The 23108-nt window shown below is 47.6% G+C and carries 25 protein-coding genes; 20 read left to right on the top strand and 5 right to left on the bottom strand.

Going from position 1 to position 23108, the window contains the following annotated elements; translation table 11 throughout:
• The first annotated feature begins 26 nt into the window (after positions 1-26).
• Positions 27-953, top strand: a complete 927-nt coding sequence (locus MKY41_RS15625) for a manganese-dependent inorganic pyrophosphatase (RefSeq protein ID WP_340745971.1) — start codon at positions 27-29, stop codon at positions 951-953.
• A 154-nt stretch (positions 954-1107) separates the two neighbouring features.
• Here MKY41_RS15625 and MKY41_RS15620 read toward each other — a convergent pair whose 3' ends face one another.
• Positions 1108-2478 carry an FAD-dependent oxidoreductase gene (locus tag MKY41_RS15620; protein WP_340745970.1) on the bottom strand — a complete coding sequence of 457 codons (1371 nt, stop codon included), beginning with the start codon at positions 2476-2478 and terminating at the stop codon, positions 1108-1110.
• Between the two features lie 157 nt (positions 2479-2635).
• On the opposite strand from MKY41_RS15620, the gene MKY41_RS15615 reads away from it, so the two are divergent.
• Both MKY41_RS15615 and murB read left to right on the top strand, forming a co-directional pair.
• Positions 2636-3277 (top strand): DsbA family oxidoreductase, encoded by a 642-nt coding sequence (locus MKY41_RS15615; RefSeq protein WP_340745969.1) that lies wholly within the window; start codon positions 2636-2638, stop codon positions 3275-3277.
• A gap of 505 nt (positions 3278-3782) precedes the next feature.
• Entirely contained in the window at positions 3783-4694 is a 912-nt protein-coding gene (murB, locus tag MKY41_RS15610; protein WP_340745968.1) for a UDP-N-acetylmuramate dehydrogenase, read from the top strand.
• Positions 4695-4764: 70 nt separating this feature from the next.
• On the opposite strand, the gene MKY41_RS15605 is transcribed toward murB, so the two are convergent.
• Positions 4765-5436 (bottom strand): histidine kinase, encoded by a 672-nt coding sequence (locus tag MKY41_RS15605; protein WP_340745967.1) that lies wholly within the window; start codon positions 5434-5436, stop codon positions 4765-4767.
• 338 nt (positions 5437-5774) lie between these two features.
• Here MKY41_RS15605 and MKY41_RS15600 point away from each other — a divergent pair, with 338 nt between their 5' ends.
• The 7 genes from MKY41_RS15600 to MKY41_RS15570 are packed head-to-tail and all read left to right on the top strand — an operon-like array spanning position 5775 to position 11573.
• Positions 5775-8174 carry a Na+/H+ antiporter subunit A gene (locus MKY41_RS15600; protein ID WP_340745966.1) on the top strand — a complete coding sequence of 800 codons (2400 nt, stop codon included), beginning with the start codon at positions 5775-5777 and terminating at the stop codon, positions 8172-8174.
• Positions 8161-8583 (top strand): Na(+)/H(+) antiporter subunit B, encoded by a 423-nt coding sequence (locus MKY41_RS15595; RefSeq protein ID WP_041076199.1) that lies wholly within the window; start codon positions 8161-8163, stop codon positions 8581-8583. Before MKY41_RS15600 ends, MKY41_RS15595 begins: the two co-directional genes overlap by 14 nt.
• Before the next feature lie 3 nt (positions 8584-8586).
• Complete coding sequence (locus MKY41_RS15590; protein WP_340745965.1) at positions 8587-8925, top strand: Na(+)/H(+) antiporter subunit C; 339 nt, start codon at positions 8587-8589, stop codon at positions 8923-8925.
• Complete coding sequence (locus tag MKY41_RS15585; RefSeq protein ID WP_340745964.1) at positions 8918-10393, top strand: Na+/H+ antiporter subunit D; 1476 nt, start codon at positions 8918-8920, stop codon at positions 10391-10393. The genes MKY41_RS15590 and MKY41_RS15585 overlap by 8 nt, the downstream gene beginning before the upstream one ends.
• Positions 10394-10451: 58 nt before the next feature.
• Positions 10452-10934: a Na+/H+ antiporter subunit E gene (locus MKY41_RS15580; protein ID WP_041071686.1), complete on the top strand. Its 483-nt coding sequence runs from the start codon at positions 10452-10454 to the stop codon at positions 10932-10934.
• A complete protein-coding gene (locus tag MKY41_RS15575) occupies positions 10934-11218 on the top strand; it encodes a Na(+)/H(+) antiporter subunit F1 (protein ID WP_041076197.1) in 285 nt (94 codons plus the stop codon). The genes MKY41_RS15580 and MKY41_RS15575 overlap by 1 nt, the downstream gene beginning before the upstream one ends.
• Positions 11196-11573 carry a Na+/H+ antiporter subunit G gene (locus tag MKY41_RS15570; RefSeq protein ID WP_041071683.1) on the top strand — a complete coding sequence of 126 codons (378 nt, stop codon included), beginning with the start codon at positions 11196-11198 and terminating at the stop codon, positions 11571-11573. The genes MKY41_RS15575 and MKY41_RS15570 overlap by 23 nt, the downstream gene beginning before the upstream one ends.
• A 41-nt stretch (positions 11574-11614) precedes the next feature.
• Here MKY41_RS15570 and MKY41_RS15565 read toward each other — a convergent pair whose 3' ends face one another.
• Positions 11615-12034 (bottom strand): universal stress protein, encoded by a 420-nt coding sequence (locus MKY41_RS15565; RefSeq protein ID WP_041071680.1) that lies wholly within the window; start codon positions 12032-12034, stop codon positions 11615-11617.
• A gap of 247 nt (positions 12035-12281) precedes the next feature.
• Here MKY41_RS15565 and MKY41_RS15560 point away from each other — a divergent pair, with 247 nt between their 5' ends.
• The 3 genes from MKY41_RS15560 (at position 12282) to MKY41_RS15550 (ending at position 15977) form a co-directional block, all read left to right on the top strand.
• The gene (locus MKY41_RS15560) at positions 12282-12653 is read left to right on the top strand and encodes an ArsR/SmtB family transcription factor (RefSeq protein WP_173425989.1); all 372 of its coding nucleotides are present in this window, start codon (positions 12282-12284) and stop codon (positions 12651-12653) included.
• Positions 12640-14754, top strand: coding sequence for a heavy metal translocating P-type ATPase (locus MKY41_RS15555; protein WP_041071676.1), 2115 nt, complete (start codon positions 12640-12642; stop codon positions 14752-14754). The genes MKY41_RS15560 and MKY41_RS15555 overlap by 14 nt, the downstream gene beginning before the upstream one ends.
• A 110-nt stretch (positions 14755-14864) precedes the next feature.
• A complete protein-coding gene (locus MKY41_RS15550) occupies positions 14865-15977 on the top strand; it encodes a GNAT family N-acetyltransferase (protein WP_041071674.1) in 1113 nt (370 codons plus the stop codon).
• Positions 15978-16033: 56 nt separating this feature from the next.
• Here the strand turns inward: MKY41_RS15550 and MKY41_RS15545 are convergent, their stop codons facing one another.
• Entirely contained in the window at positions 16034-16189 is a 156-nt protein-coding gene (locus MKY41_RS15545; RefSeq protein ID WP_173425988.1) for a lmo0937 family membrane protein, read from the bottom strand.
• A gap of 125 nt (positions 16190-16314) precedes the next feature.
• Between MKY41_RS15545 and mntR the strand changes: the two genes are divergently transcribed.
• The 5 genes from mntR (at position 16315) to MKY41_RS15520 (ending at position 20058) form a co-directional block, all read left to right on the top strand.
• Positions 16315-16740 (top strand): transcriptional regulator MntR, encoded by a 426-nt coding sequence (gene mntR, locus MKY41_RS15540; RefSeq protein ID WP_041071672.1) that lies wholly within the window; start codon positions 16315-16317, stop codon positions 16738-16740.
• Positions 16737-17585: a CvfB family protein gene (locus tag MKY41_RS15535; protein WP_340745963.1), complete on the top strand. Its 849-nt coding sequence runs from the start codon at positions 16737-16739 to the stop codon at positions 17583-17585. Before mntR ends, MKY41_RS15535 begins: the two co-directional genes overlap by 4 nt.
• Positions 17586-17650: 65 nt before the next feature.
• Positions 17651-18538, top strand: coding sequence for a DUF1002 domain-containing protein (locus MKY41_RS15530; protein WP_340745962.1), 888 nt, complete (start codon positions 17651-17653; stop codon positions 18536-18538).
• A gap of 133 nt (positions 18539-18671) precedes the next feature.
• A complete protein-coding gene (locus tag MKY41_RS15525) occupies positions 18672-19634 on the top strand; it encodes a ring-cleaving dioxygenase (RefSeq protein ID WP_340745961.1) in 963 nt (320 codons plus the stop codon).
• Positions 19635-19776: 142 nt separating this feature from the next.
• Positions 19777-20058 carry a GNAT family N-acetyltransferase gene (locus MKY41_RS15520; RefSeq protein WP_340745960.1) on the top strand — a complete coding sequence of 94 codons (282 nt, stop codon included), beginning with the start codon at positions 19777-19779 and terminating at the stop codon, positions 20056-20058.
• Between the two features lie 339 nt (positions 20059-20397).
• On the opposite strand, the gene MKY41_RS15515 is transcribed toward MKY41_RS15520, so the two are convergent.
• A complete protein-coding gene (locus MKY41_RS15515) occupies positions 20398-20892 on the bottom strand; it encodes a GNAT family N-acetyltransferase (protein ID WP_340745959.1) in 495 nt (164 codons plus the stop codon).
• A 276-nt stretch (positions 20893-21168) separates the two neighbouring features.
• On the opposite strand from MKY41_RS15515, the gene MKY41_RS15510 reads away from it, so the two are divergent.
• On the top strand, positions 21169-21516 hold the full coding sequence (locus MKY41_RS15510; RefSeq protein WP_340745958.1) for a hypothetical protein: 348 nt from the start codon (positions 21169-21171) through the stop codon (positions 21514-21516).
• 131 nt (positions 21517-21647) lie between these two features.
• The gene (locus MKY41_RS15505) at positions 21648-23099 is read left to right on the top strand and encodes a hypothetical protein (RefSeq protein ID WP_340745957.1); all 1452 of its coding nucleotides are present in this window, start codon (positions 21648-21650) and stop codon (positions 23097-23099) included.
• Positions 23100-23108: the final 9 nt, after the last annotated feature.

Genomic DNA, 23108 nt, shown 5'->3' with positions numbered 1-23108 from the left:
ATATTGGAGTAGGGGGAACAGGTACCATGGGAAAAGTTTTAGTCTTCGGACATAAGAACCCGGACACGGATTCAATTAGTTCGGCAATTAGCTATGCTTATCTGAAGCAGCAATTAGGGATGGATGCGGAGGCGGTGCGCCTAGGCGCGGTGACTAACGAAACGGCTTATGCACTCGAGCATTTTGGTTTTGAAGAGCCCCGCTTGATTGAAAAAGCGAAACCTTACGCGGATCAAGTCATCCTGGTTGACCATAATGAAAAACAGCAAAGTGTCGATGATTTGGATTTGGTGCAAGTATTGGAAGTGGTGGACCACCATCGGATCGCAAATTTCCAGACGAACGATCCGCTCTATTACCGCGCAGAACCGGTTGGATGTACAGCTACAATCTTGAATAAACTGTACAAAGAGAACGGTGTGGAAATTCCGAAGAATATCGCAGGTCTGATGCTATCCGCGCTTATTTCGGATTCCCTCCTGTTTAAATCTCCGACCTTTACAGAAGAAGACCGGGCGGCGGTCGAAGAATTGGCGGCCATTGCGGAAGTGGATGCGGAAGAGTATGGACTGGCCATGTTGAAAGCCGGTGCTGATCTCACTGATAAATCATTGGAGGATCTGGTTACACTAGATGCAAAAGAATTCACGCTCGGCGATATTAAATTGGAGATTGCCCAAGTGAATGCGATCGATATTAATGATGTGATGGATCGCCAAGCGGAGTTGGAGCAATTACTTGAAGGTATCATTGCCGAAAAAGGATTGAATCTGTTCTTATTCGTCGTGACGGATATCCTGAATAACGATTCTGCTGTCCTAGCATTAGGAGATGCTGCCGTGCGTGCGGCTGCGGCATTCAATGTCGAACTCGTCAATAACAAAGCTACTTTGCAAGGCGTCGTTTCCCGTAAAAAACAAATCGTGCCTGTTTTGACAGAGGCGCTTAAATAAGAAAAGGCCATGCCGGCTGCGATAAAAACCGGTATGGCTTTTTTTATTTAATAAGTTTGTAGAGGTGGATTGGGGGATGCTTGTATCCGTTGGACAGTTGCTTGCAAATCGGGTATTTTCAATCGACGAGCTTCGTTTGAGAAGCTGGGATTGATCACAAATCCAGCGGTTTCATCGCCGGTCCTTCCAGCACGGAGCCGTCTTTTCGGAATCGGGAGCCGTGGCATGGACAATCCCATGTCTCATCGCCTTCATTCCAGCGGGTTCGGCAGCCCATATGTGTACAGATCGGGTTGCCAAATCGGGTTAGGTGCCCGCCTGCAAATTCTTTTACGACTAAACTGTTCACTTTTAAGGCCTGCATGAAGAAAGAGCCGAAGCCGGTCCGATTCGGGGAATACAGGGCCGCCGCCTTATTGGATTGACCCAGGATCTGGTCGCTGATGATGCGGGCGCTCGCAAGGGAATTGGAAAGTCCCCATTTTCGGAATCCGGTACATAGGTATACATAGGGCATGCTAGAGGTGATGACTCCTGCATACGGGATGATGTCTGGCGTTTGCGGATCTTGGGCTGACCAGCCATGAGTCGGCTCGGACAGTTGGTAGACGTCCTGGATTTCTTGATACAGCCGGTCATAATGTGTTTGGGTTTCTTTCTCTGTTCCGGCTGTGTGGCTTTCCCCGGATAGGAGGAAGTAGGACTTTCCGTCAATGTGGGCAGTCCGGACCGAACGTTTTGGCGAATCGACGGAAATGTATTGCCCTTGTAACGGCATGGCTGCTTCGGTTGCGACGATGTATGAACGGTCGACAGACAGTTTCATGATTTGCAATCCCCGGATCGCTTCTACGGGGTAATGTGTACAAAGGACCAACTCTTTAAAACGGACCTCCGCCCGGGACAGAAGAACCAAATAGCGTTTATCCAAATCCATGCCAAACACGTCAGACTGCTCGTAAATTCGGGCGCCTGCCTCGACAGCAAGCTGGGCTAGCCGTTGTCCGAATCGGACGGGGTGAATTTGCGTCTCTCCCCGGATTTTCAGCGTAGTTTCGAAAGGTAACGGCAACTCGAAGTCTTTCCCAAGGCTTCCCGGGATGCCCAGTTCCTGATAGGCCTCCACTTCCCGCCGCAATTGGGCCGTCCCTTGTTTCGTCTGAGAAAAAAGGATAGACTCGGATTCCATTAACTCTTCCGCCCGAGCAATGGATCTTCCGAAGTCTACTGCCTGTTTATTTACATTATAATAAGTTCTGGCGTTTTCCTTTCCGAACTTCTTCAGCAGATCGGAATAGACGAGGTCGTGTTGGACAGTCAATTTTCCAGTCGAATGTCCTGTCGCTCCGTGTAAAATGGAGTCCTTTTCGAGTAACACGACATCTTTCCCGGCCATTGCCAGAAAATAAGCAGTGGCAATTCCGCTCAACCCACCTCCAATGATGCAGACATCACATTCGATATCGTTACCGAGCGGCGGGTAGGAATCTCGGGAATAAGCCGTTTGCAGCCACAATGAAGTCATAGCGAACCCTCCGTTTACTTTCCATTGAACTCAACAGCAACGTTCAGAGTTAGAATGAAACTGTACGATCTTTCCCATTTTGAACACAACTCGGTAGGCATATACATTGTTGTTCGAGCGGTCTCTATTTAAAATGAATTAAAAAGGTGGAATTTCAATGAAAATAGAAATCTGGTCAGACTATGTATGTCCTTTTTGCTATATCGGTAAACGGCGGTTAGAAGAGGCGTTGCAGGAAACAGGATTGGGGCTTCAAGCTGAAGTAGTTTTCAAAGCTTATCAGTTGGATCCCGACGCACCGGAGTCTTCCGAGGAATCGGTAGTGGCGGGACTTGCCCAAAAATACGGCATTAGCCAACAAGAAGCACAGCAGATGTTGCAGAATGTAGCCGAACAGGCGAAGACGGTCGGCTTGCAATATGATGTGGACGCGATGCGGCCGGCCAATACGTGGAACGCCCATCGACTGGCCAAGTTTGCTGAGCAGGAAGGGGTGGCAGCGGAGGTGGCCGAACGCCTGATGAAAGGCCATTTCGTATTAGGCGAGGCGATCGGTACGGAGGAAGCCCTCCTAAACATCGCTGAAGAAGCGGGTATCGAAAGGACCCTGGCTGCAGAAATGCTTGCATCGGATGAATTTTCGGATGAGGTGCAAGCGGATATCACGGAAGCCCGGCAGTTGGGAGTCCAAGGGGTCCCTTTCTTCGTCATCAATCGGAAATACGCCATCTCGGGGGCACAGCCGACGGAAGCGTTTGCCGGCGCCTTGCAGAAAGTGGCGGAGGAAGAATCCTCTTAAGATCAATAAAGCGAAAATGAACGGACCGAGGGACCATGTATCCAATTTAGGTCCGTTTTTTTTATGTCCACTTTCTTCTATAACAATATTTACATCTTTATCTCGAATGTCTTGAATTGAAGAATTAACACCATTGCGATAAAATTGTAATGAATAATGCCTTGTCAAAATAGTGGATTCCAAGCATACTTATAAAGGTGAAAGCTTTTTCCTCCTCATTTACGGGCAGACCTCTCTCCTGAACCAGGTTTGAATTTGTTCGTTCCATACGTTGATATTTATCTCCCAAAATAAATACTGCCCCCTATCCAACCTGATGATTAAGCCGAAGTGAATCGCGTATAATGGCCTATATGGATTGGTAAAAGTGACAAGTAGCGCGGCGTGTCCCGATTTTCTGCTGAAGTGTCGGAGGACTGCGGCTATTTTTGTGTGGCGTAGGATGGGATTGTGAGTTCTTCACGTGAATTAGGAAAAGGTATTGATTGGAAAGGACTGTATGTGGATGGCAAAGCATCAGTGGGTAACTGATCTGCGGAAAGAAATCATACAAGGCGACATTTTGATAGATGAACCATTATGCAATTATACGATGACGAAGCTCGGCGGTTGTGCCGATGTATTGGCGATACCCGGGACGATGGACGAAGCGGAAGCAATTGTCCGATATGCCCACCAGGAGGAGATCCCCCTTCTTTTGCTCGGCAACGGGTCGAATATGGTTGTGCGGGATGGGGGGGTACGAGGAATCGTCCTTCATCTTTCCAGATTGAATGCCATTCGCGTCGATGGGACGGAGGTCCATGCGGAAGCGGGGGCACTGATCATCGATGTCTCTAGGCAAGCGGCCCGAAAATCGTTGACCGGATTGGAGTTCGCCTGTGGCATTCCAGGCTCGATCGGAGGCGCGATGGTGATGAATGCCGGTGCCTATGGCGGCGAGGTCAAAGACGTCATCAAACAAGTGACTGTCCTGACAAAATCCGGAGAACGGTTGGTCCTGTCGAAAGATGAGCTCGAACTGGGCTATCGTCAAAGCATCATTGCGAAAAAAGGGTATTATGTGTTGTCAGCCAATTTTGAGCTAACGATGGGAAATAAGGAAGAGATTGATGCGAAAGTGGCGGATTTGACATTTCAGCGGGAGTCTAAACAGCCGCTCGAATATCCGTCCGCTGGAAGTGTGTTCAAACGGCCGCCTGGATATTTTGCCGGCAAACTGATCCAAGATAGCGGATTGCAAGGCAAGGGCCATGGAGGCGCAGAAGTTTCTCTGAAGCATGCCGGGTTTATCATCAATAAAAACAATGCAACGGCTACGGATTATATCCGGACGATTGACATGGTGAAAGAAGAAGTGAAGAAACGATTCGGGGTCGAATTGGAATTGGAAGTAAAAATCGTAGGTGAAGAGTAGTCGGAGATTTCATCACGGACACGAAACAGGCGGATGACCTACTGGTGGTTCGTCCGCCGTTCCATGTCCATCATTCGATTTTACAACTGACCAATGAGGGATCAGCTACTTGATCATCTATGATTGGTACTTGGCACATCTTGTTATTGTGCATGAATTTAAATATCCCGTTGTTGAAATCCGTTCCGATTTCTTTGAAAAATATGCCCTCGAAGCGGACATCCTTGGAAAGAGTGAAGTTGATGCGAAAGCCGGAGCCATCCTCGACCAAGTAGGCACGTACCCCTTTTTCGAATAACCCTTCACTTTCATCCCGAATGGAACGCGCGACCGACACGACATGAAAGTCGACAAATGTAATTTCGCGTAACAATACATTCATGAAGGAACCTTTGGTGATTTCTTCCCATCTGCTTTGCGCAGTTTGCCCGATAATTATTTGAGTAATATTATATTGATGTGCGACTTCCTTAATCACTTTTGCAGTGGGAAGTTTTTCATTATCCCGGACAATGAATTCTTCCACTTCCAGCTCCTCGGCCAATTGCTTCCAACTTTCCAGATACTCGGATTTTTCGGCATCGAAATCATCGAGGGGGAGTGGATCGACAGTCAATATATACAGTGGGCAGTCCATAATACTTGCAATTTTATGTCCGCGCCGGATGAGACGTTCACCATTTGGACCGTAGTAGACGCAGACGAGAATACTCTCGTCCATACGGCCTTTCACTTTGCCCATGACGGTAGTCACCTCTTGAATAGTATTTGATACATTTTTCAAACCATGAAATTATATAAGATAACGATGAGTTTGACAAGAAGAAATTGATGGGAACTTGTAGACTGTGCCCGAACTGATAAATAGTGTATACTTTTTAATGTAAACTCATCGGAGTTCCTCTTAAATGGTACCTATGGCTACCTATTATCTCGTCAGTGGCGCTGTGAGTCAAGTATGCCATGAATTTGGATAGATTCTATTCTAACTCTATCACCGAACAGGTTGCAATACCCTTTTGACCTTACTTTTCGTACCCCTATCTTTTTCAATGTCCTTTCCATATTGGAGGTTTCGATTTGATTATTACGTTTGCTATCTTTGCCCCTTTTTTAGCTGCTGTGTTGGTCCCTTTCATATATAAGCGGATTCCCAATCGGAATATTGGTTGGTTTGTTTTGATTGTTCCGCTTTTGTTATTTCTTTTATTGTCCAGTTTCATACCTAAGGTTGCTTCTGGAAACGTATATATACATACGATTCACTGGATAGATTCGGCTGGGATCAATTTTACGACCTATTTGGATGGTCTCAGTATCATTTTCGGACTACTGATTACTGGGGTGGGAGCGCTTGTTATCCTTTACTCCATATATTATTTATCGGAACGTGAATCATTAGGGCGTTTTTACGTTTATTTACTCATGTTCATGGGTGCGATGCTCGGCGTTGTCTTTTCGGACAACCTTATGGTTCTCTATGTCTTCTGGGAATTGACGAGTATTTCCTCTTTCCTGTTGATCGCTTTCTGGTACCATCGTAAAAAATCCAGGTACGGTGCACAAAAATCAATGCTCATCACGGTAACGGGTGGGGTTGGAATGTTCGCCGGCTTTATCATGCTCTTTGTGATGACCGGTTCCTTTAGTGTACGTGAGATTATTACAACAATCGGTCAATATACCGATGATCGTTTGTTCCTGCCAGCAATGGTCCTCGTTTTACTTGGCGCTTTTACCAAGTCGGCTCAGTTTCCTTTCCATATTTGGCTTCCAGACGCCATGGAAGCTCCCACGCCAGTCAGTGCCTATTTGCACTCTGCAACCATGGTCAAGGCGGGCATTTATTTAGTAGCGCGTTTTACGCCTATATTCGGCGGGGAAGCGGCATGGCTTTACGCTGTTAGTTGTGTCGGGATCTTCACGTTATTTTGGGGATCGCTTAACGCGGTGAAGCAGACCGATTTGAAAGCATTGCTTGCGTATTCCACCATCAGTCAACTTGGTCTGATCATGAGTCTTCTCGGCTTCGGCTCCATAGCGCTTCGGGAAGGCTACAGTGCGGATTCCATCATTTATACACAAGCAACCTTTGCGGCACTTTTCCATCTCATCAATCATTCGACGTTCAAAGGGGCCCTCTTCATGGTTGTCGGTATTGTGGACCATGAGCTCGGTACGCGGGATATCCGGAGACTCGGCGGACTTGTGGCGGTTATGCCTGTTACGTTTACCATTGCCATGATCGGCAGTTTTTCGATGGCTGGGTTACCCCCATTTAATGGTTTCCTCAGTAAGGAGCTGTTTTTTGAAGCTGTTTTACAAGTGCGGGATCTTGATATTCTGTCTCTGGGAACGTTGTTTCCTGTCATTGCTTGGATTGCGAGTGTATTTACGTTTGTCTACTCCATGATCATCGTCTTTCAAACCTTTCTCGGGAAGCACCAGCCGGACAAGCTGGACCGGCCAGCGCATGAAGCGCCGATTGGCATGTTAATAGCACCTTCTATCCTTGCGATGCTCGTCCTCGGTATTTTCTTTTTCCCAAATCTGATCGGTTCTTATTTGTTACGTCCTGCGATGATGGCGGTTTTCCCGGCATTTGCGGACGCCTCGGGATTGGTACCGGAAATCGCAGCGTGGCACGGTTTGAATCCTGCGTTTTGGATGACGGTCGGTGTCGTCACTGTCGGCTTTCTCCTTTATTTCTTTCTCCATTATTGGAAGGGCATATACAATATTGCGCCGAGGCGATGGAGCCTTGATTCAATATACAATGGCCTGTTGAACCGAAGTGAACAGGGAGCGTTGATCATGACCGGAAGGTATATGACTGGTTACCTCCGGGACTACTTCGCCTATATTTTCATTTTCTTCATCATTGCAATCGGCGGAGGCTTGTTTTGGACAGGGTCGGTAACGATCGATCTATCGAATGATGCTTCCATTACTGTCAATGAATACATTATCGTCTGTGTCATGATGGTTGCGGCAGTCGCAATACTTTTTGCAAAATCCCGCAAGACCGCGATTATTTTGAATGGAGTGCTTGGCTATTCTATCGCCATCTTGTTTGTTGTATTCCGTGCACCGGATCTGGCTTTGACTCAAATCGTCGTAGAGACGGTAACGACTGCATTGTTCCTCCTTTGCTTTTATTTCCTGCCAGATTGGAAGAAGGAGAACTCTGCCCGGGCCACTAAAGTGGTCAATGGCTTGATTGCCATTTCAGTGGGGACCGTCGTCACAGTTCTAGCACTTGTCGTACAGGGCAATAAAATGTTCGAGTCGATATCGGTTTACTTTGAAGATGCGTACGATCTTGCAGGGGGGAAGAATATTGTCAATACGATATTGGGAGACTTCCGTGCATTCGATACCATGCTTGAAGTCGTAGTGCTATTCCTTGCAGGGATCGGTGTTTTTACATTAATCAAGCTGAAAGCCGGTAAAGGGGGGCGTGATGTTGAAGATCAATGATGTCATTTTACGGACTGTCACAAAGATTGTCGTATTCATTATTTTGACATTCGGGGTGGAGCTCTTCTTATCCGGACATAATAATCCGGGTGGGGGCTTCATTGGCGGACTTGTCCTATCTTCCGCGTTCGTCCTGCTTTATCTGGTGCATGATATTGAAACAGTCCATAAAGGAATTCCGTTCGATTTCAAAAAGATTGCTGCATTTGGCGTCTTCCTGGCAGTCGGAACGGGCGTTGGGTCGCTCTTGTTCGGCGCGCCTTTTCTGACGCAGACTTTTGATCATTTCCATTTACCGGTTTTTGGGGAAACGGAACTGGCGACTGTTATTTTGTTTGAAGCAGGGGTAGCGCTAACGGTCGTGGGCGTGGTCGTAACCATTATTTTAAGTATAAGTGAGGATGTGTAGCAGATGGAAACGTTAATAACGATACTGGTAGGAGTGCTCGTCACAGTTGCGGTCTATTTGCTGCTATCCAAAAATTTAATTCGGGTGATCCTAGGCACTGCTCTTTTATCCCATGCTGTTCATTTATTGTTAATGACGATGGGCGGACTAAAGAAAGGTAGTGTCCCCCTGTTGGGTGAAAATGCCGATAGTTATACAGACGCTCTTCCGCAGGCGCTGATTTTGACGGCAATCGTGATTAGTTTCGCCGTAACGGCCTTTTTACTTGTACTCGCCTATCGTACATATAAAGAAACTGGTTTTGACGAACTCGATGCATTGAGAGGGTTCAAAGATGAATAACAGTATTGTTCTGCCTATGATCATTCCATTGCTGACGGGAATCGTGCTCGTTTTTTTGCGATCGAATGTGAAAGCTCAACGGGCGCTTAGCATTGTTTCCATTCTCTCAGTAGTCGGTGTCAGTCTGTATGTATTGGACCGCATCCAGTCCGAAGGGATTTTGCGGCTCGATTTCGGGGGATGGTTGCCTCCGTACGGAATTCTATTTGTAGCGGATTCATTTTCCGTCCTGTTGGTGTTAACATCCGCTATTGTGACGGGAACCATTCTTCTTCATGCTTTCTTTTCAATCGGCAAAAAGCATGAGCATATGTTTTTTTACCCCTTTATCTTTTTCCTGCTTGCAGGTGTCAACGGGTCATTTTTGACTGGCGATCTCTTTAACCTTTTTGTCTGTTTTGAAGTTATGCTTCTCTCATCTTATGTGCTTATTACGCTTGGGGGAAGAAAAGTACAACTAATCGAATCCATTAAATATGTCGCCATCAACGTTCTATCCTCTTGGTTCTTCCTTCTAGGGATTGCGTATCTCTACGGTACGGTGGGTACACTGAATATGGCACATTTGTCAGTACGTATCGCAGAAGTGGGACAAGGCCCCCTGCTGACCGTGATCAGCATTATTTTCCTGATCGTCTTTAGTTTGAAAGCCGGACTGCTTCTTTACTTCTGGTTGCCAGGTTCCTATAGTGCGCCTCCGACAGCGGTGGCCGCTTTGTTCGGGGCTTTGTTGACGAAAGTCGGAATTTACGCGATGATTCGGGTTTTCACGCTGATTTTTTATCATGAACCTGAAGTTACCCATACGATTATTGGCATTATGGCGGTGTTGACGATGATTGGCGGAAGTATTGGAGCAATTGCCTATAACGACATCCGGCAGATTGTTTCTTATAATGTAGTCATTTCCGTCGGGTTCATCCTAGTAGGTCTTGCTGTTTCAACGGAAGCGGCTTTCCAGGGATCTATTTATTACCTCATCCACGATATGATCATCAAAGCGTTGTTGTTCCTTATTGCAGGTACACTGGTGTCTTTGACGGGTACTGCGAAAATAGAGGAAATGAGTGGGCTGATCCGGAACTATCCGGTTCTGGGATGGTTGTTTTTTATCACCACGTTATCCCTGACCGGAATTCCGCCATTTAGCGGCTTCATTGGAAAGATGTACGTCGGCCAAGGAGCAATTGAAGCAGGCTCTTTTGTCTTGCTTGCCGTTGCTTACATATCAAGCATTTTTGTCCTGTATTCGTTACTGCGAATCTTTCTGAACTGTTTTTGGGGCGAAACGATCATTAGTGAAGATGATGATGTGCCTCTTCGAAAAGGGTTGCTAGTTCCCGCGGTGATTTTAGGTGTATTCACCATCGCATTGGGGATCGGGGCGGAAGGTCTTGCCCCGTATGTAAGTGATGCCGCCAGAACATTGATGAACCCCGAGATTTATATCGAGGCCATTTTGGATTGAGATGGTTCACGGAAAGTGACGTTTTCCCCAAACGACAGGAAAGAAGAGGTGACGGATCTTGCCAGCCCAGCTGCTATTAAATTTATTCATCGCATTTCTTTGGATGACCTTAATGGATGAAGACGAGCTAAATTTTACGACTTTCTTTGCCGGCTTTCTTGTCGGGATTGGAATCATTTTTTTCATGCACCGTTTTTTCGGCACTCAGTTTTATTTGCGTCGGTTGTTTTCATCTTTCAAACTGCTGCTCATTTTCATTTCCGAGCTTACGCAGTCGAGTATTATCGTGTTAAAACAGATATTAAGCCCAAAGTTGAAAATAAAACCGGGTATCTTCAAATATGAAACGATTTTGCAAAGTGATGTGGAAGTGACGATGCTTTCGCTTCTCTTAACGCTGACCCCAGGATCGGTCGTGATGGAAGTTGCGCCGGAAGGGAATTTGCTTTATATCCATGCGATGGACGTTGAACAGTCTCGCGAAGGACTGATTAAACAGTTGAAGAATTTTGAAAAGGCGATTATGGAGGTGACTCGATGATGATTGAGCTCATGCTGAAAATATCCGTTGTGCTATTTTCGATTACCATTGCGATTGCGGTTTTGCGCATTATCCTTGGGCCATCCATGCCGGACCGGGTCATTGCCTTGGATGTCATCGGAGTCAACCTGATTGCAACGATTGCGGTCATATCAGTCATTATGAACACGAAAGCTTTTTTGGAAGTCATTCTGATCTTAGGAATTTTGTCGTTTATCGGAACGATCGCTTTCTCTAAATCTATTGAGAGGGGTGTTATCGTTGAGCGTAGACGAGATCGGTAAATTTATAGGCGCGGTCTTAATTTTAACAGGCGGGATTGCCAGTGTGATTAGTGTGTTCGGGCTTATCCGATTACCGGATGTGTATACGAGGTCCCATGCCGCGACGAAAAGCTCCACACTGGCGGTATTGCTGACCTTATCCGGGGCTTTTCTATATTTTTTATTCAGCGAACATTTCATCAGTGTCCGGTTGCTGTTGGGAATCGTGTTCGTGTTTTTGACAGCACCCGTCGCAGGACATCTCATCATTCGGGCGGCCTATCGATCGAAAGTGAAATTGGCTGACATCTCTGCTGAGGATGAACTGTATGAGGTGCTGCATGGCGAGGAGAAGGAAGAAGAAAGCGTGAAATGAGGAAAAGGCTGTTACCGATGGACGGGGTAACAGCCTTTTTCTTATTTTACGATCAAAACAGGTGCTTTCACCCGTTTTGCCACTTTATGACTGACGCTGCCGAGCACCATCTCTTGAAACGCATTCAATCCACGGCTTCCGAGAATGACCAGATCGAAATGGCCTTCATTGGCATAGTTGACAATGGTCGGGCCGGGTTCGCCATGTTTGATGACCATTTTATATGAAATATCCTGTTCCTTGAATAAGTCCTCGATCGGAGCGATCCGATTTTTCCGGTCAATGTGCAAGTCGTCTGCGCTGGCATCCAGGATGACATCCGCCCGGATTCGATCGTAGTCCAAGATATAAATCAATTCCACAGTTGCACCGGGGACCAACGAAGCCAAATGGGCGGCCTGCTGTGCAGCTCGTTTCGAGTTCTCCGACCCATCAACCGCCAATAATATTCTGTTATACATCGAATCCCTCCTTTTCTTTTAGTATATGAAAAAGTGTAGTAAATCTCTAACAGAAACCTTTGTTGGATTTTTGGGGTCGGCGGTTTTTTCGGAGTTCGTTGCTTATGAGAGGTTATCAGCATTTGACAGGAGTCATCGGCACTTACTTGAAATAACATTCAAATGTCTGTTTGATTATCCTTGTACCTTGGAAATTAATTGTATATACTAAGATTAATCAAACCAACATTTGAATGAGGTGTCCAGAATGACGTTGAAAGATGTTTGTGACATTACAGTTGTCCATGAAGAGGTCGTAGAGCGGATTCAAGGTGTGCTCCCGGAGTTGGGCGGTATGGTTCAAATTTTTAAAGCGTTGGCGGATGAAACACGTTTGAAGATCGCGTACTCGTTAACACTGGAAGAAGAGATGTGTGTGTGCGATGTAGCAGCGGTTATCGGAGGATCGGCTGCCACCGCTTCTCACCATCTCCGGTACTTGCGGGACCATGCCCTCGCAAAATCAATGCGCAAAGGCAAGATGGTCTACTATTCACTGGCCGATGACCATGTCCATCAACTTGTGAAAATCGCGTATGACCATGCCGTCGAAGAAGGTGATCATCATGACAACAGTTAATGAAACTGAATATCGATTGGAAAACTTATCATGCGCCAATTGTGCGCTGAAATTCGAACAGAACGTAAAGAACCTTCCCTCTATTGAAGAGGCCCAAGTCAACTTCGGCGCTTCCAAATTGCGATTCAGCGGCAATGCCACAATCGAGGAACTTGAAGCTGCGGGCGCCTTTGACGGCATCAAGGTCGTTCCACTGCAACAGAGCAAGCGTGATGTTGCACCAAGGACCCCATTTTTTAAGAAAAAAGAAAACGTAGTTTCTTTCATTTCACTGATATTCTTAATAATCGGTTCGATCGTCTCCTCTCAAATGGGTGAAGCGCATCCTGCGGCCATCGCACTCTTTGCTGTCTCCATCGTAGTCGGAGGGGTTGGCATGTTCCGAACGGGCTTGGCCAATCTTGTCCGGTTAGAATTCGACATGAAAACGCTCATGACGATTGCCATCATCGGGGCGGCCCTCATCGGAGAGTGGCGCGAAGGAGCGGTTGTCGTATTCCTATTCGCGGTCAGCGAAGCCCTCGAAGCGTATTCAATGGACAAAGCGCGTCAGTCCATACGGCAACTGATGGATATTGCACCACCTTCCGCATTGGTCAGACGGGATGGCGAGCTAGTTGAACTATTGACCGAAGATATCGTCGTTGGAGATATTCTCGTCGTCCAGCCCGGACAAAAGATTGCGATGGACGGGACTGTCCTATCCGGGAAGACGACCATCAACCAAGCTGCTATCACAGGCGAGTCCGTCCCGGTTTTGAAAGAACAGGGGGATGAAGTATTTGCCGGAACGCTGAATGAAGAGGGAGCGCTCGAGGTCCAAGTGACCAAATTGGTCGGCGACACGACCATCGCAAAAATTATCCATCTCGTAGAGGATGCGCAAGCGGAAAAGGCGCCCTCTCAAAAGTTCGTCGATAAATTTGCCAAGTACTACACGCCGATCATTATCGGCATCGCCATTTTAGTAGCCGTCGTCCCGCCGTTGTTCGGAGGGGACTGGAATGCATGGATTTACCAAGGGCTCGCTGTTCTTGTTGTCGGCTGTCCATGTGCACTTGTTGTCTCGACTCCCGTCGCCATTGTTACCGCAATCGGCAATGCTGCCCGTCAAGGCGTGCTCATCAAAGGCGGCGTCCACTTGGAGGAAACAGGCCGTCTGAATGCGATTGCCTTCGATAAAACCGGTACATTGACGAAGGGATATCCGGAAGTGACGGATTTCATTGCAGCAGAGGGGATGGAAGCCCGCCGTTTGCTTGGCATGGCCGCCGCGGTGGAATCACTGTCCCAACACCCTCTTGGCAAAGCGATTGTCAACTTCGCAAGGGCTAACGGGGCGGGCGCCGCTGAAGTATCCGATTTCCAATCGGTAACAGGAAAAGGGGCATACGGCAAGGTTGACGGCGTCATGGTTTCAATCGGAAGCCTCGATTGGGCGAATGAACTGACCCACTTGCCGTCATCTGTCTCAGAGCAAGCCGCCACTCTTCAGCAAGAAGGAAAAACCGTCATGGCGATCGTGCTGGACGCTCAATACGGTGGATTGCTTGCCGTGGCCGATCCGGAGCGGGAAGAAAGCCGGACGGTTCTTGCGAAACTGAAAGAAATCGGCATCCGGCATACGGTCATGTTAACAGGAGACCATCCCGGCACCGCAGCCGCCATCGCCGATAGGCTTGGCGTCACCGATGTCCGTGCAAGCCTGATGCCGGAAGATAAACTGACGGCCATTAAACAATTGAAAGATCAATACGGCCGTGTCGCGATGGTCGGAGACGGCATCAATGACGCGCCTGCACTCGCTGCATCTTCCATCGGCATTGCAATGGGTGGAGCGGGAACGGACGCCGCACTCGAGACGGCGGATATCGCATTGATGGCAGATGATTTACGGAATTTGCCGTATACGATGAAATTAAGTAGAAAAACGTTGCGAATCATAAAAGAAAACATTATGTTTGCATTAGGGCTTAAAATTATAGCGCTGCTTCTCATCATTCCCGGATGGCTTACCCTCTGGATCGCCATTTTTGCGGATATGGGAGCGACTTTATTGGTCGTACTGAATTCCTTACGACTCTTGCGTGTTCAAAAGTAGACAACACCATTCCGCCACTTTGATTGGCGGGCCCGTCACAATAAAAAGAGCTGGTTTAGCATACCAGCTCTTTTAGACATGTATGTGAAATAGAATGGAGGCGGTACAAGATGCACTTGGAAGAATGGACGATGGAAGAGCAGGAGCAGCTGATCCATTTCATGACGACGAACACATGGCCCTATCATGGAATTCCACGCCCTGGCCGCGATATGATTGAAAAGGCAATTGAAGAAGGCGGTTATGAATCGGATGAAGTGAAAACCTTCTGGGTGGAAAATGAAGAAGGGGAAAAAGTCGGCATCGTGAAAATCTACGACTTGCAAGATGAGATTCCGCTCTTCGATCTGCGAATCGGGGATGCCTCGCGCGGTTTTGGCTATGGTCCGAAAGCGCTCCGGCTCGTCGCGGAGTATGTATTCGGATTGAAAGAGAAGAAAATCCGATTGGAAGGCCATACCCGCCAAGACAATCTAGCTATGAGAAAAACATTCGAACGGGCCGGGTTTGTTAAGGAGGCTCATTTACGGAATGCTTGGTTCTCGCCAAAGGAAAATAAGTATTATGATGCCGTTACATATGGAATCACCCGAGAAGACTTCATCATGGGAACGACGACGCCTGTTATTTGGGAAGATGGGGACAAGCCTAAGGCCTTTGTGTCGCCACGGCGCATTCCGGATTTTCCGGAATCATTTGAATCGGAACGTCTTCTAATCCGGGCTCCTAGAATAGAGGATGCACCCGATGCGCTACATGCGATCCAACGCTCATTGGAAGGGCTGCGGAAATGGATGCCGTGGGCGCAACCGGAACCCGAGCTACATATGACGGAGGAAAGTTTGCGAAAGGCAATGGCGAACTTTATTACGAGGCAAGACTTGCGGTTTCATATTTACCATAAAGAAACAGGGGAATTCATCGGTTCTTCCGGTCTCCACCGGATCGATTGGTCCATCCCGAAATTCGAAATTGGGTATTGGCTGTCAAAGGATTTTCAAGGAAATGGCTATATGACGGAGGCCGTTGTTAGAATTGAACAGTTTGCTTTTGAACGACTGGGAGCAAGGCGGGTGGAGATCCGTTGTGATGAGGCGAATATGAAAAGTCGCCGGGTTGCGGAGCGGGCGGGCTTCGTCCTGGAAGGCGTTTTGAAACAGGATAGCTTGTCGCCTGATGGAAATGTTTTACGGAATACATGCATCTATGCGAAAATAGACTGAAGAGGATGGAGCATGACTGAGAAAGGGATGCCGACATGTTGTCGACATCCCTTTCGTTACACGGTCCGTTTTCCCGTAAAGAGCTGGATGACAAAAATGATTCCGGCAACTACGAGCAGGAGGTGGATCAGTCCACCGCCAATTTTGAAGACAAGCCCTAATACCCAAAATACGATCAGGGCAACGATAAGCAACCAAATAATTCGGCCCATGCAGATCACCTCTTTCCTGATCATGTCTTACCTCAATTTTACCCTGCAAAAAGTTCGGCTAAACATGAGGGGGCTAAAGGAGTAGAGAAGGTGCCGTGCGGGAATATAAACAGGAGGCGTTCCGATTGGCTACACCGGGGATGGAAGATTATATCGAACAGATTTATTTGCATATCGAAGCGAAGGGGGAGGCGCGGGTATCGGATGTCGCGGAATCACTTGCCGTCCTTCCTTCCTCCGTCACGAAAATGGCGCAACGCTTGCATCGAGAAGGCTATGTGGTCTATGAACGGTATAGAGGACTCGAGTTGACAGAAAAAGGAATGCACTTCGGCGAGAAGCTCGTGCGGCGCCATGATTTGCTGGAGCAGTTTCTCCGTATTATTGGAGTAGAAGAGAAGAATATTTATGGAGACGTAGAAGGGATTGAACACCATTTGAGCTGGAATGCGATGGATCGGATCACCGACCTGGTCGAGGCGCTGAAACAAGACGAGGAGTTCGTCCGGAAATTGAATATGGGAAGAGAAAAGGAAGGCGATTGGGAATGAAAGAATTGCAACCTGGTACGATGACCGAACTGGAAGTGATCGCAAAAGAAGGATCTCGATGGATCTTGGAAGGCGATGTTCAAATGAATGCTTCGGATGCGGATGAGACGCTAGAAGTAGCGGATCGTGTAACCGTGTTCCTCTATGTCAACCGGCGGAAGGAGCTGTCCGCCACGACGCAGCTCCCTCGGGTGACAATCGGATCGTATGGCTGGGCCCGGGTCATCCGCATCGATGCCAAGGAAGGGGTCTACGTCGATATTGGGGCTCCTGTGGAAGTGCTTGTGAATAAAGCAGATATGCCAAGGGTCCGTGCCCTTTGGCCTCAGACGGACGATATGCTATATATGACGCTGCGCACCGATTTGGGAGGCACTCTTTTTGGCAGGTTGGTGACGGAAGAAAGAGCGCTCGAGCAAATTGCGGCGGCGCCCGCTTCCTTGACGAATGCCAATTTGAAAGCGAGGGCGTATCGTTTATTGCCTGTCGGTTCGTTTTTATTAAGCATTCCGGAAAATTACCGGATTTTCATCCACCAATCGGAACGGGAGAAAGAGCCGCGTTTAGGCGAGGAATTGGATGTCCGGGTAATCGGAGTCCGAGAAGATGGGACGTTGAACGGCTCTTTGCTGCCGCGGAAACAGGAGCGTTTGGCGGATGATTCGGAAGTGATTCTCCGTTATTTGCAGGATAGCGGCGGCCAAATGCCATTCACCGATAAATCCAACCCGGAGGAGATCCAGGAAATGTTCACGATGAGCAAGGGGGCCTTCAAACGGGCACTCGGCAGGCTGATGAAGGAAGGGAAGATCACCCAGGAAGATGGGTGGACAACTTTGAAATGAATTCTCTTCCGGGAACTTTTCAGGTTCTCCCAACGTATTAATCCGTATAGGAGAGGAGAATGATTATGAGACGGTTCATCACGACACTAGCGGCCCTTTTGCTGGCGGTTGGAGTGCTGTTCCCACAAAGCACCAAAGCTGAAAAGGCGATCGATGAAAAACTTGGTGTCCCCATTGTAGTGTATGGCGCCAACTTATCAGAAACTGAAAAAGAGACGATGAAGAAAAGCTTGGGAGTTGACCAAGAGACCGAAGTCGAAGAAATCACGGTCGACGGCAATGACCTAGTCAAATATATTAAGAACGGCAATAGCAAGGCGAGAATGTATTCATCTGCCAAAATCACCCGACAGGAAGAAGGGAAAGGGCTCGTCATTTCTATCGTCACAGAAGAGAATATTACAGAAGTGACACCCGAGATGTATGCAAATGCCATGTTGACGGCAGGAATCGAGGACGCAATCGTCGAAGTGGCATCCCCGAAAAAAGTATCGGGACACTCCGCGCTTGTCGGCATTTACAAAGCATATGAAGTGACGGGGGAAACACTTGACACGGAACGTACCGATGTGGCGAATGATGAGTTGAATCTGGCAACAAAATTTGCAAAGGATTCCGGCATAGACCAGGAGAAAGTAACAACCCTCCTGACGGAAATTAAAAAGCAGATCGCTGAACAAAATCCGGCGACGAAGGAAGATGTCGAACGGATTGTCAAGGAACAATTGTCTAAACTCAATATCGAGTTGAATGAGGCTGACCGCCAATTGCTCATCGATTTGATGGACAGGATCCGGAATTTGGACATCGATTTCTCCAAGTTTTCCGACCAGCTGAATGATATGGCTACGACAATAAAAGACAAATTCGGTGAAATCGATCCCGGTTTCTGGGAAAAAGTGAAACAATTTTTCGCGGACCTGTTCGAATCGATTAAATCTTGGTTCAATTGATAACTATAGAAACGAGAGGCTGTCCGGCAACCGGGCGGCCTTTTATTTGCAAACAGATTCTTTGTAATCCTTTAAGAAGCATGATAAGATTTAATTACCTTGAATTCAAGATAATTAGAGAGGGGTTTTTCCAATGCGATTAGAGGGAATCCATCATGTGTCCGCTATTACAGCAGATGCAGAGAAAAATTTTAATTTCTTTACAAAGGTCCTCGGCATGCGGCTCGTAAAGAAGACCGTGAACCAAGATTCGACGTCATCGTATCATTTGTTTTACGCGGATGCGGTCGGGACGCCAGGGACAGATATGACGTATTTCGATATCCCGATGGCAGGAAGAACATATCCGGGCGTCTCGAGTATTAGCAACACGGCGTTCCGGATCATGTCCGAAGAGGCGCTGGATTTCTGGCAACAGCGGTTTACAGAGCTTGGCATTGAGCAGGATGCGATAGAAGACCGATTCGGTCGCAAGACGTTAGCATTCCAGGATCAGGAAGGGTCCCGGCTTCAATTGGTCGTCGACGATGGCAAAGGAATTCCGTACGGTGTTCCATGGGTTCGCGAGGATATTCCGGAACAGTATGCGATTGTCGGATTAGGCCCGGTCACGTTGACGGTCCGCCGTGCCGGATCAACAGTGGATGTGTTAACGTCGGTTCTTCATTTCAAGGAAATCGGCTCGTATCCATCAACCGTGGAAGGCATGCCGGACATCCGGGTGTTCTCGACAGGTGAAGGTGGTCCGGCCGGGGAGGTCCATGTCGAAACGAGAACGGATCTTCCGGCGGAAAGGCCGGGGCGGGGCAGCGTGCATCATGTGGCGTTCCGCATTAAATCGATGGACGACTATGATCGCTGGGAAGAATGGTTGCGGAGCCAAGGCTTCATGACGAGCGGATTAGTCGACAGGTTTTATTTCAAATCAATTTATTTCCGGGAGCCGAATGGCATCCTCTTTGAACTGGCGACCGATGAACCGGGCTTTGCGACAGATGAGCCGCTTGAATCATTGGGCGAATCGCTGGCTCTCCCGCCATTCTTGGAGCCGCGCCGGGAACAGATCGAAGCCTCCCTGCGGCCATTGGACATTTGACCAGAAGAATCGTAACCAATTCGCCGAAAAATCGAAACATTAACGCAACCTGAATTGTACAATTTGTGATAAAGTAATAAAAAACCATCCGGCAGGTGAAAACTGTATCGGATGAAGTGCAGTTTAGAAAGGGGTAGTTACTATGGAATTCGAATTAGTAGAACTCGGCGGTGACGCGTTTGCTTTCCGCAAACAAGAGGATGGGAAGACGATTGCGGAAATTACATGGACTTTGCTGGGGGATGTCATGGTCATGGACCATACTTTCGTTTCCCCAACATTGCGAGGCCAAGGGGTTGCCAAGCAACTGCTCGATCGGGCGGCAGAATACGCGCGGGAAAACGAATTGAAGATGGAAGCCGTCTGTTCCTACGTCGTGACGGCGTTTGATCGCTATCCGGACTATGAAGATGTCATAGCGTGAGCATGATAAAAGGCAATCCCCCGGTTTAGGTGGATTGCCTTTTATTTGAAACCTGTCATGTAAATCCCTCACAATGATAGCATGATGAAGTACACAATCGTCGTTAATGTGGATGCACCGGCGACAGTATACAGCATGTCGGCAGAGTTGAAAATTAGCTCTTTCTTCATTTGTATCGTCCCCATTTCTTAAGATGTTGTATCTGTATATCATCATAAATACCCGCGTGTCGTTCAGGATAAACATGGTAAAGCGAGAAAAACTATTTCCGCGTCCGTTCCATCGAAGAATTTTTGCAAACAAAAACGCTCCCTAGCGAATTAGGCAGCGTTCTACACCTCAAGCCAGCACAGGCTCTTGGATATAATATACATATTGGGCTGTTTCCACAGGATGCCCTTCGAAAAATTCATCAAACACATCCAGCAGTTCAAAGCCTTGTTTTTCATAGAATGCTCGTCCGATTTCATTGTGGCGATCTACATAGACAAACAATTGCAGGGCATCTTGTAATTCGGATAGCGCATATTCGAATAGTTTCCGTCCAAACCCGTATTGTTGATGGGACGGGAGGATATAAAGTGCTGTCAGTTCGGAGTCTCCGTCTTCGTCTTTCTTCGTGAAGTTCGCAAAGCCGACTGGCACTCCATTGTGTTCTGCGATAAGCATGCAGGTCTTTTCCATCCGTTTCCGTAACATGGCTTCTGAATAGGCTCGGTCGATAAAGTCCGTTTGAATTTCTTCGGGTATGATTCCATCATACGTAGCGCTCCATGTTTCTCGAGCGATGTGTTGAACATGAATGATATCTGCTTCTGTCATAGGTCGAATCATTGCGCTATCACCTCAGCAATCCTTTTTGTTATCATAGCAAAGAAACCGGGCAAAGACTATGGTTGTAATCAAATTGATATATTCGAAATGAACTTGGAAGACTTAGCTAGTTGGCTGGTGAATACTGTGAAATCTGCGGGTTAAAGGATTTTATCAGGAAATGTTTCGAGGCGTGCAGACTGTCGCCGTTTGCTAACTAGAAGTTTCTAATTCTGGATTAAAGGGTATACTCCCTGTACAATCCAATATAAATTCACTTTTGGAAGGATGATGGAGATGGCACGTAAACGAAATACTTTATTGCTTGCTACTTTGGCAACCGGTGCATACGCGTATTTTAGTAAGAAAGAGAACAGAGACAAGGCGCAAGTCGCATTCAACAATATGAGGACGAAACTCGATTCGCTCGTCCAATCACAAAAATTGAACCGTTCGCCAGATACGAAGGCCGGCCATTCGGATCCATATGATTTACAGGACAACAAAATGGTAAGTGAAGGGGCTCAGACAAGTGTCCATTACTACAATGAAGAGGTCCAGGACACAAAGTCGACACCTGAAGACGACGGCCTCTACCACAAAAAGCCCACTGGCGATTCACCAGTCGGAAACACAACTGCATAACTAACTACCTTACGCTTCCTGTCCAGGGAGCGTTTTTTCTTTGGCCTGAAAACGTTTATCGGATAATAGACTGGGTACGAATGATAGAAGAGGAATAATTCTTAAAACTTCTAAAGGGAGGAGGTGTAAAGGTGAGAAAATGGACATTCTTCTTAGCGATTATCTTATGTTGCATCGGATTGCCGGCGTTTGTCCAAGGTGAAGAGTATGATCCAGTCGGAGGTTTATTGAATCAAGTTGATCATGCCGTTCAGGAGACGGTTTCTTCTGTCGGAAAGACAGTCGGTGATACTTTGGAATCGACAGGGGAAACCGTTATCCAGACGACAAACTTAATAGAGAATACTGGTAAAACCATAGGTGATCCTACTTCGCAGACTACTCTCGGAGAAGACGTAGGTTCCGTTGTTCAATCGGTCACATCAGTTGTGGAATCCGAAGTCGGGACGGTGCAGACGGTCACTGCGGAAGCGACCGGAATTGTCAAGGAGTTTCCAGAGGTCGAATTGGTAACTCCAGTTGTGGATGAAACAGCCGATTTTGTACAAGGGACAGCAGAGCGGACGTTGGATTTTACAACGGACACGTTGCGGGAAGTCGGTACTCCTTACGAACAGCCCGTGCGGAATATAGTGAGCAGCACAGAGAACTTCGTAGGAGAAACATTGGAAAGTACGGTCCCTGTCGTGGAAACAACGACAGAAACCGTCCAAACAGTCGTTGAAGATGTGACCGCCGTTACCGACATCGCGCCGAATGTTCCTTTGGTAACTTCCGTTTTAGAAGAAACAACATCCGGTTTACAAGAGGTTGTCGGGCATACAAGGGAGGCAGTGGATGAAACCGTCTCCACGGCTGTAAAAGGAGTGGCAGCCCCTCTGAAAAGTACTGGGGCAGAACGTGAGCCGGTGGAACAAATGCCGCAACCTGAACAACCGATAGTGGCAGAGAACGAAAATGCCGATGCGGGACAACCTGAACAAAAAATGCAAATCGATGAATTAGACAGTCCGGATACCCAGAAGGCAACCTCTAACAGCGGATCTTCAAGCATACCAGCAGTCAAACCTACGGAAATGAAAGAAGTGGAAACTGCAATGGAGATGGTCCCTGCCGTGAGAACGGAACCACCGGCGTCGATTGAAGAAGCACCGAAAACAGAGATTCCAGAAAAAGTAGCGGAAACGGTGAACGCAGATGCGGATACGGAAGAGACGATTGAACCGTTCGATGCCGTCGAACCTACAACAGCATCCGGGAACTCTGCCGGCAAACAGACCGAAGCATCGAAGATCCACCCTATGAACGAGCCGCTTCCTGAAGGGGCGCCGGGAGAAAGAATTCCGAATTTCACGGTTTCCGTTTCGGCGGGCAGCTCTTCGATTACGTTGATACCGGCCTCGCCGGGTGGCACGCATGCCGATTTAGGAGTCAACGCCATGCTAGCGGATTCGTTGCACTGGCTGTTACCGATCAAACCACGTTGGAATCGGCAGAATGAGCGAATCTGGACGCAATGGACCCATGCACCACCGGGACAACCACCCCAAACAGCTCCTTTTTTATACGTTAATCAATTCTAACTATAAAAA

This window comes from Sporosarcina sp. FSL W7-1349 (assembly GCF_038003045.1).
Classification (GTDB): Bacteria; Bacillota; Bacilli; order Bacillales_A; family Planococcaceae; genus Sporosarcina.
The sequence above is the reverse complement of the archived record's forward strand: the minus strand, read 5'-3'. Positions and strand labels throughout refer to the sequence as shown.

Bases quoted from the DNA above. Each gene is read 5' to 3' on its own strand.
- MKY41_RS15625 (WP_340745971.1), top strand. From the start codon at position 27: ATGGGAAAAGTTTTAGTCTTCGGACATAAGAACCCGGACACGGATTCA.
- MKY41_RS15620 (WP_340745970.1), bottom strand. From the start codon at position 2,478: ATGACTTCATTGTGGCTGCAAACGGCTTATTCCCGAGATTCCTACCCG.
- MKY41_RS15615 (WP_340745969.1), top strand. From the start codon at position 2,636: ATGAAAATAGAAATCTGGTCAGACTATGTATGTCCTTTTTGCTATATC.
- murB (WP_340745968.1), top strand. From the start codon at position 3,783: ATGGCAAAGCATCAGTGGGTAACTGATCTGCGGAAAGAAATCATACAA.
- MKY41_RS15605 (WP_340745967.1), bottom strand. From the start codon at position 5,436: ATGGGCAAAGTGAAAGGCCGTATGGACGAGAGTATTCTCGTCTGCGTC.
- MKY41_RS15590 (WP_340745965.1), top strand. From the start codon at position 8,587: ATGGAAACGTTAATAACGATACTGGTAGGAGTGCTCGTCACAGTTGCG.
- MKY41_RS15585 (WP_340745964.1), top strand. From the start codon at position 8,918: ATGAATAACAGTATTGTTCTGCCTATGATCATTCCATTGCTGACGGGA.
- MKY41_RS15575 (WP_041076197.1), top strand. From the start codon at position 10,934: ATGATTGAGCTCATGCTGAAAATATCCGTTGTGCTATTTTCGATTACC.
- MKY41_RS15565 (WP_041071680.1), bottom strand. From the start codon at position 12,034: ATGTATAACAGAATATTATTGGCGGTTGATGGGTCGGAGAACTCGAAA.
- MKY41_RS15560 (WP_173425989.1), top strand. From the start codon at position 12,282: ATGACGTTGAAAGATGTTTGTGACATTACAGTTGTCCATGAAGAGGTC.
- MKY41_RS15555 (WP_041071676.1), top strand. From the start codon at position 12,640: ATGACAACAGTTAATGAAACTGAATATCGATTGGAAAACTTATCATGC.
- MKY41_RS15550 (WP_041071674.1), top strand. From the start codon at position 14,865: ATGCACTTGGAAGAATGGACGATGGAAGAGCAGGAGCAGCTGATCCAT.
- MKY41_RS15545 (WP_173425988.1), bottom strand. From the start codon at position 16,189: ATGGGCCGAATTATTTGGTTGCTTATCGTTGCCCTGATCGTATTTTGG.
- MKY41_RS15535 (WP_340745963.1), top strand. From the start codon at position 16,737: ATGAAAGAATTGCAACCTGGTACGATGACCGAACTGGAAGTGATCGCA.
- MKY41_RS15530 (WP_340745962.1), top strand. From the start codon at position 17,651: ATGAGACGGTTCATCACGACACTAGCGGCCCTTTTGCTGGCGGTTGGA.
- MKY41_RS15525 (WP_340745961.1), top strand. From the start codon at position 18,672: ATGCGATTAGAGGGAATCCATCATGTGTCCGCTATTACAGCAGATGCA.
- MKY41_RS15520 (WP_340745960.1), top strand. From the start codon at position 19,777: ATGGAATTCGAATTAGTAGAACTCGGCGGTGACGCGTTTGCTTTCCGC.
- MKY41_RS15515 (WP_340745959.1), bottom strand. From the start codon at position 20,892: ATGATTCGACCTATGACAGAAGCAGATATCATTCATGTTCAACACATC.
- MKY41_RS15510 (WP_340745958.1), top strand. From the start codon at position 21,169: ATGGCACGTAAACGAAATACTTTATTGCTTGCTACTTTGGCAACCGGT.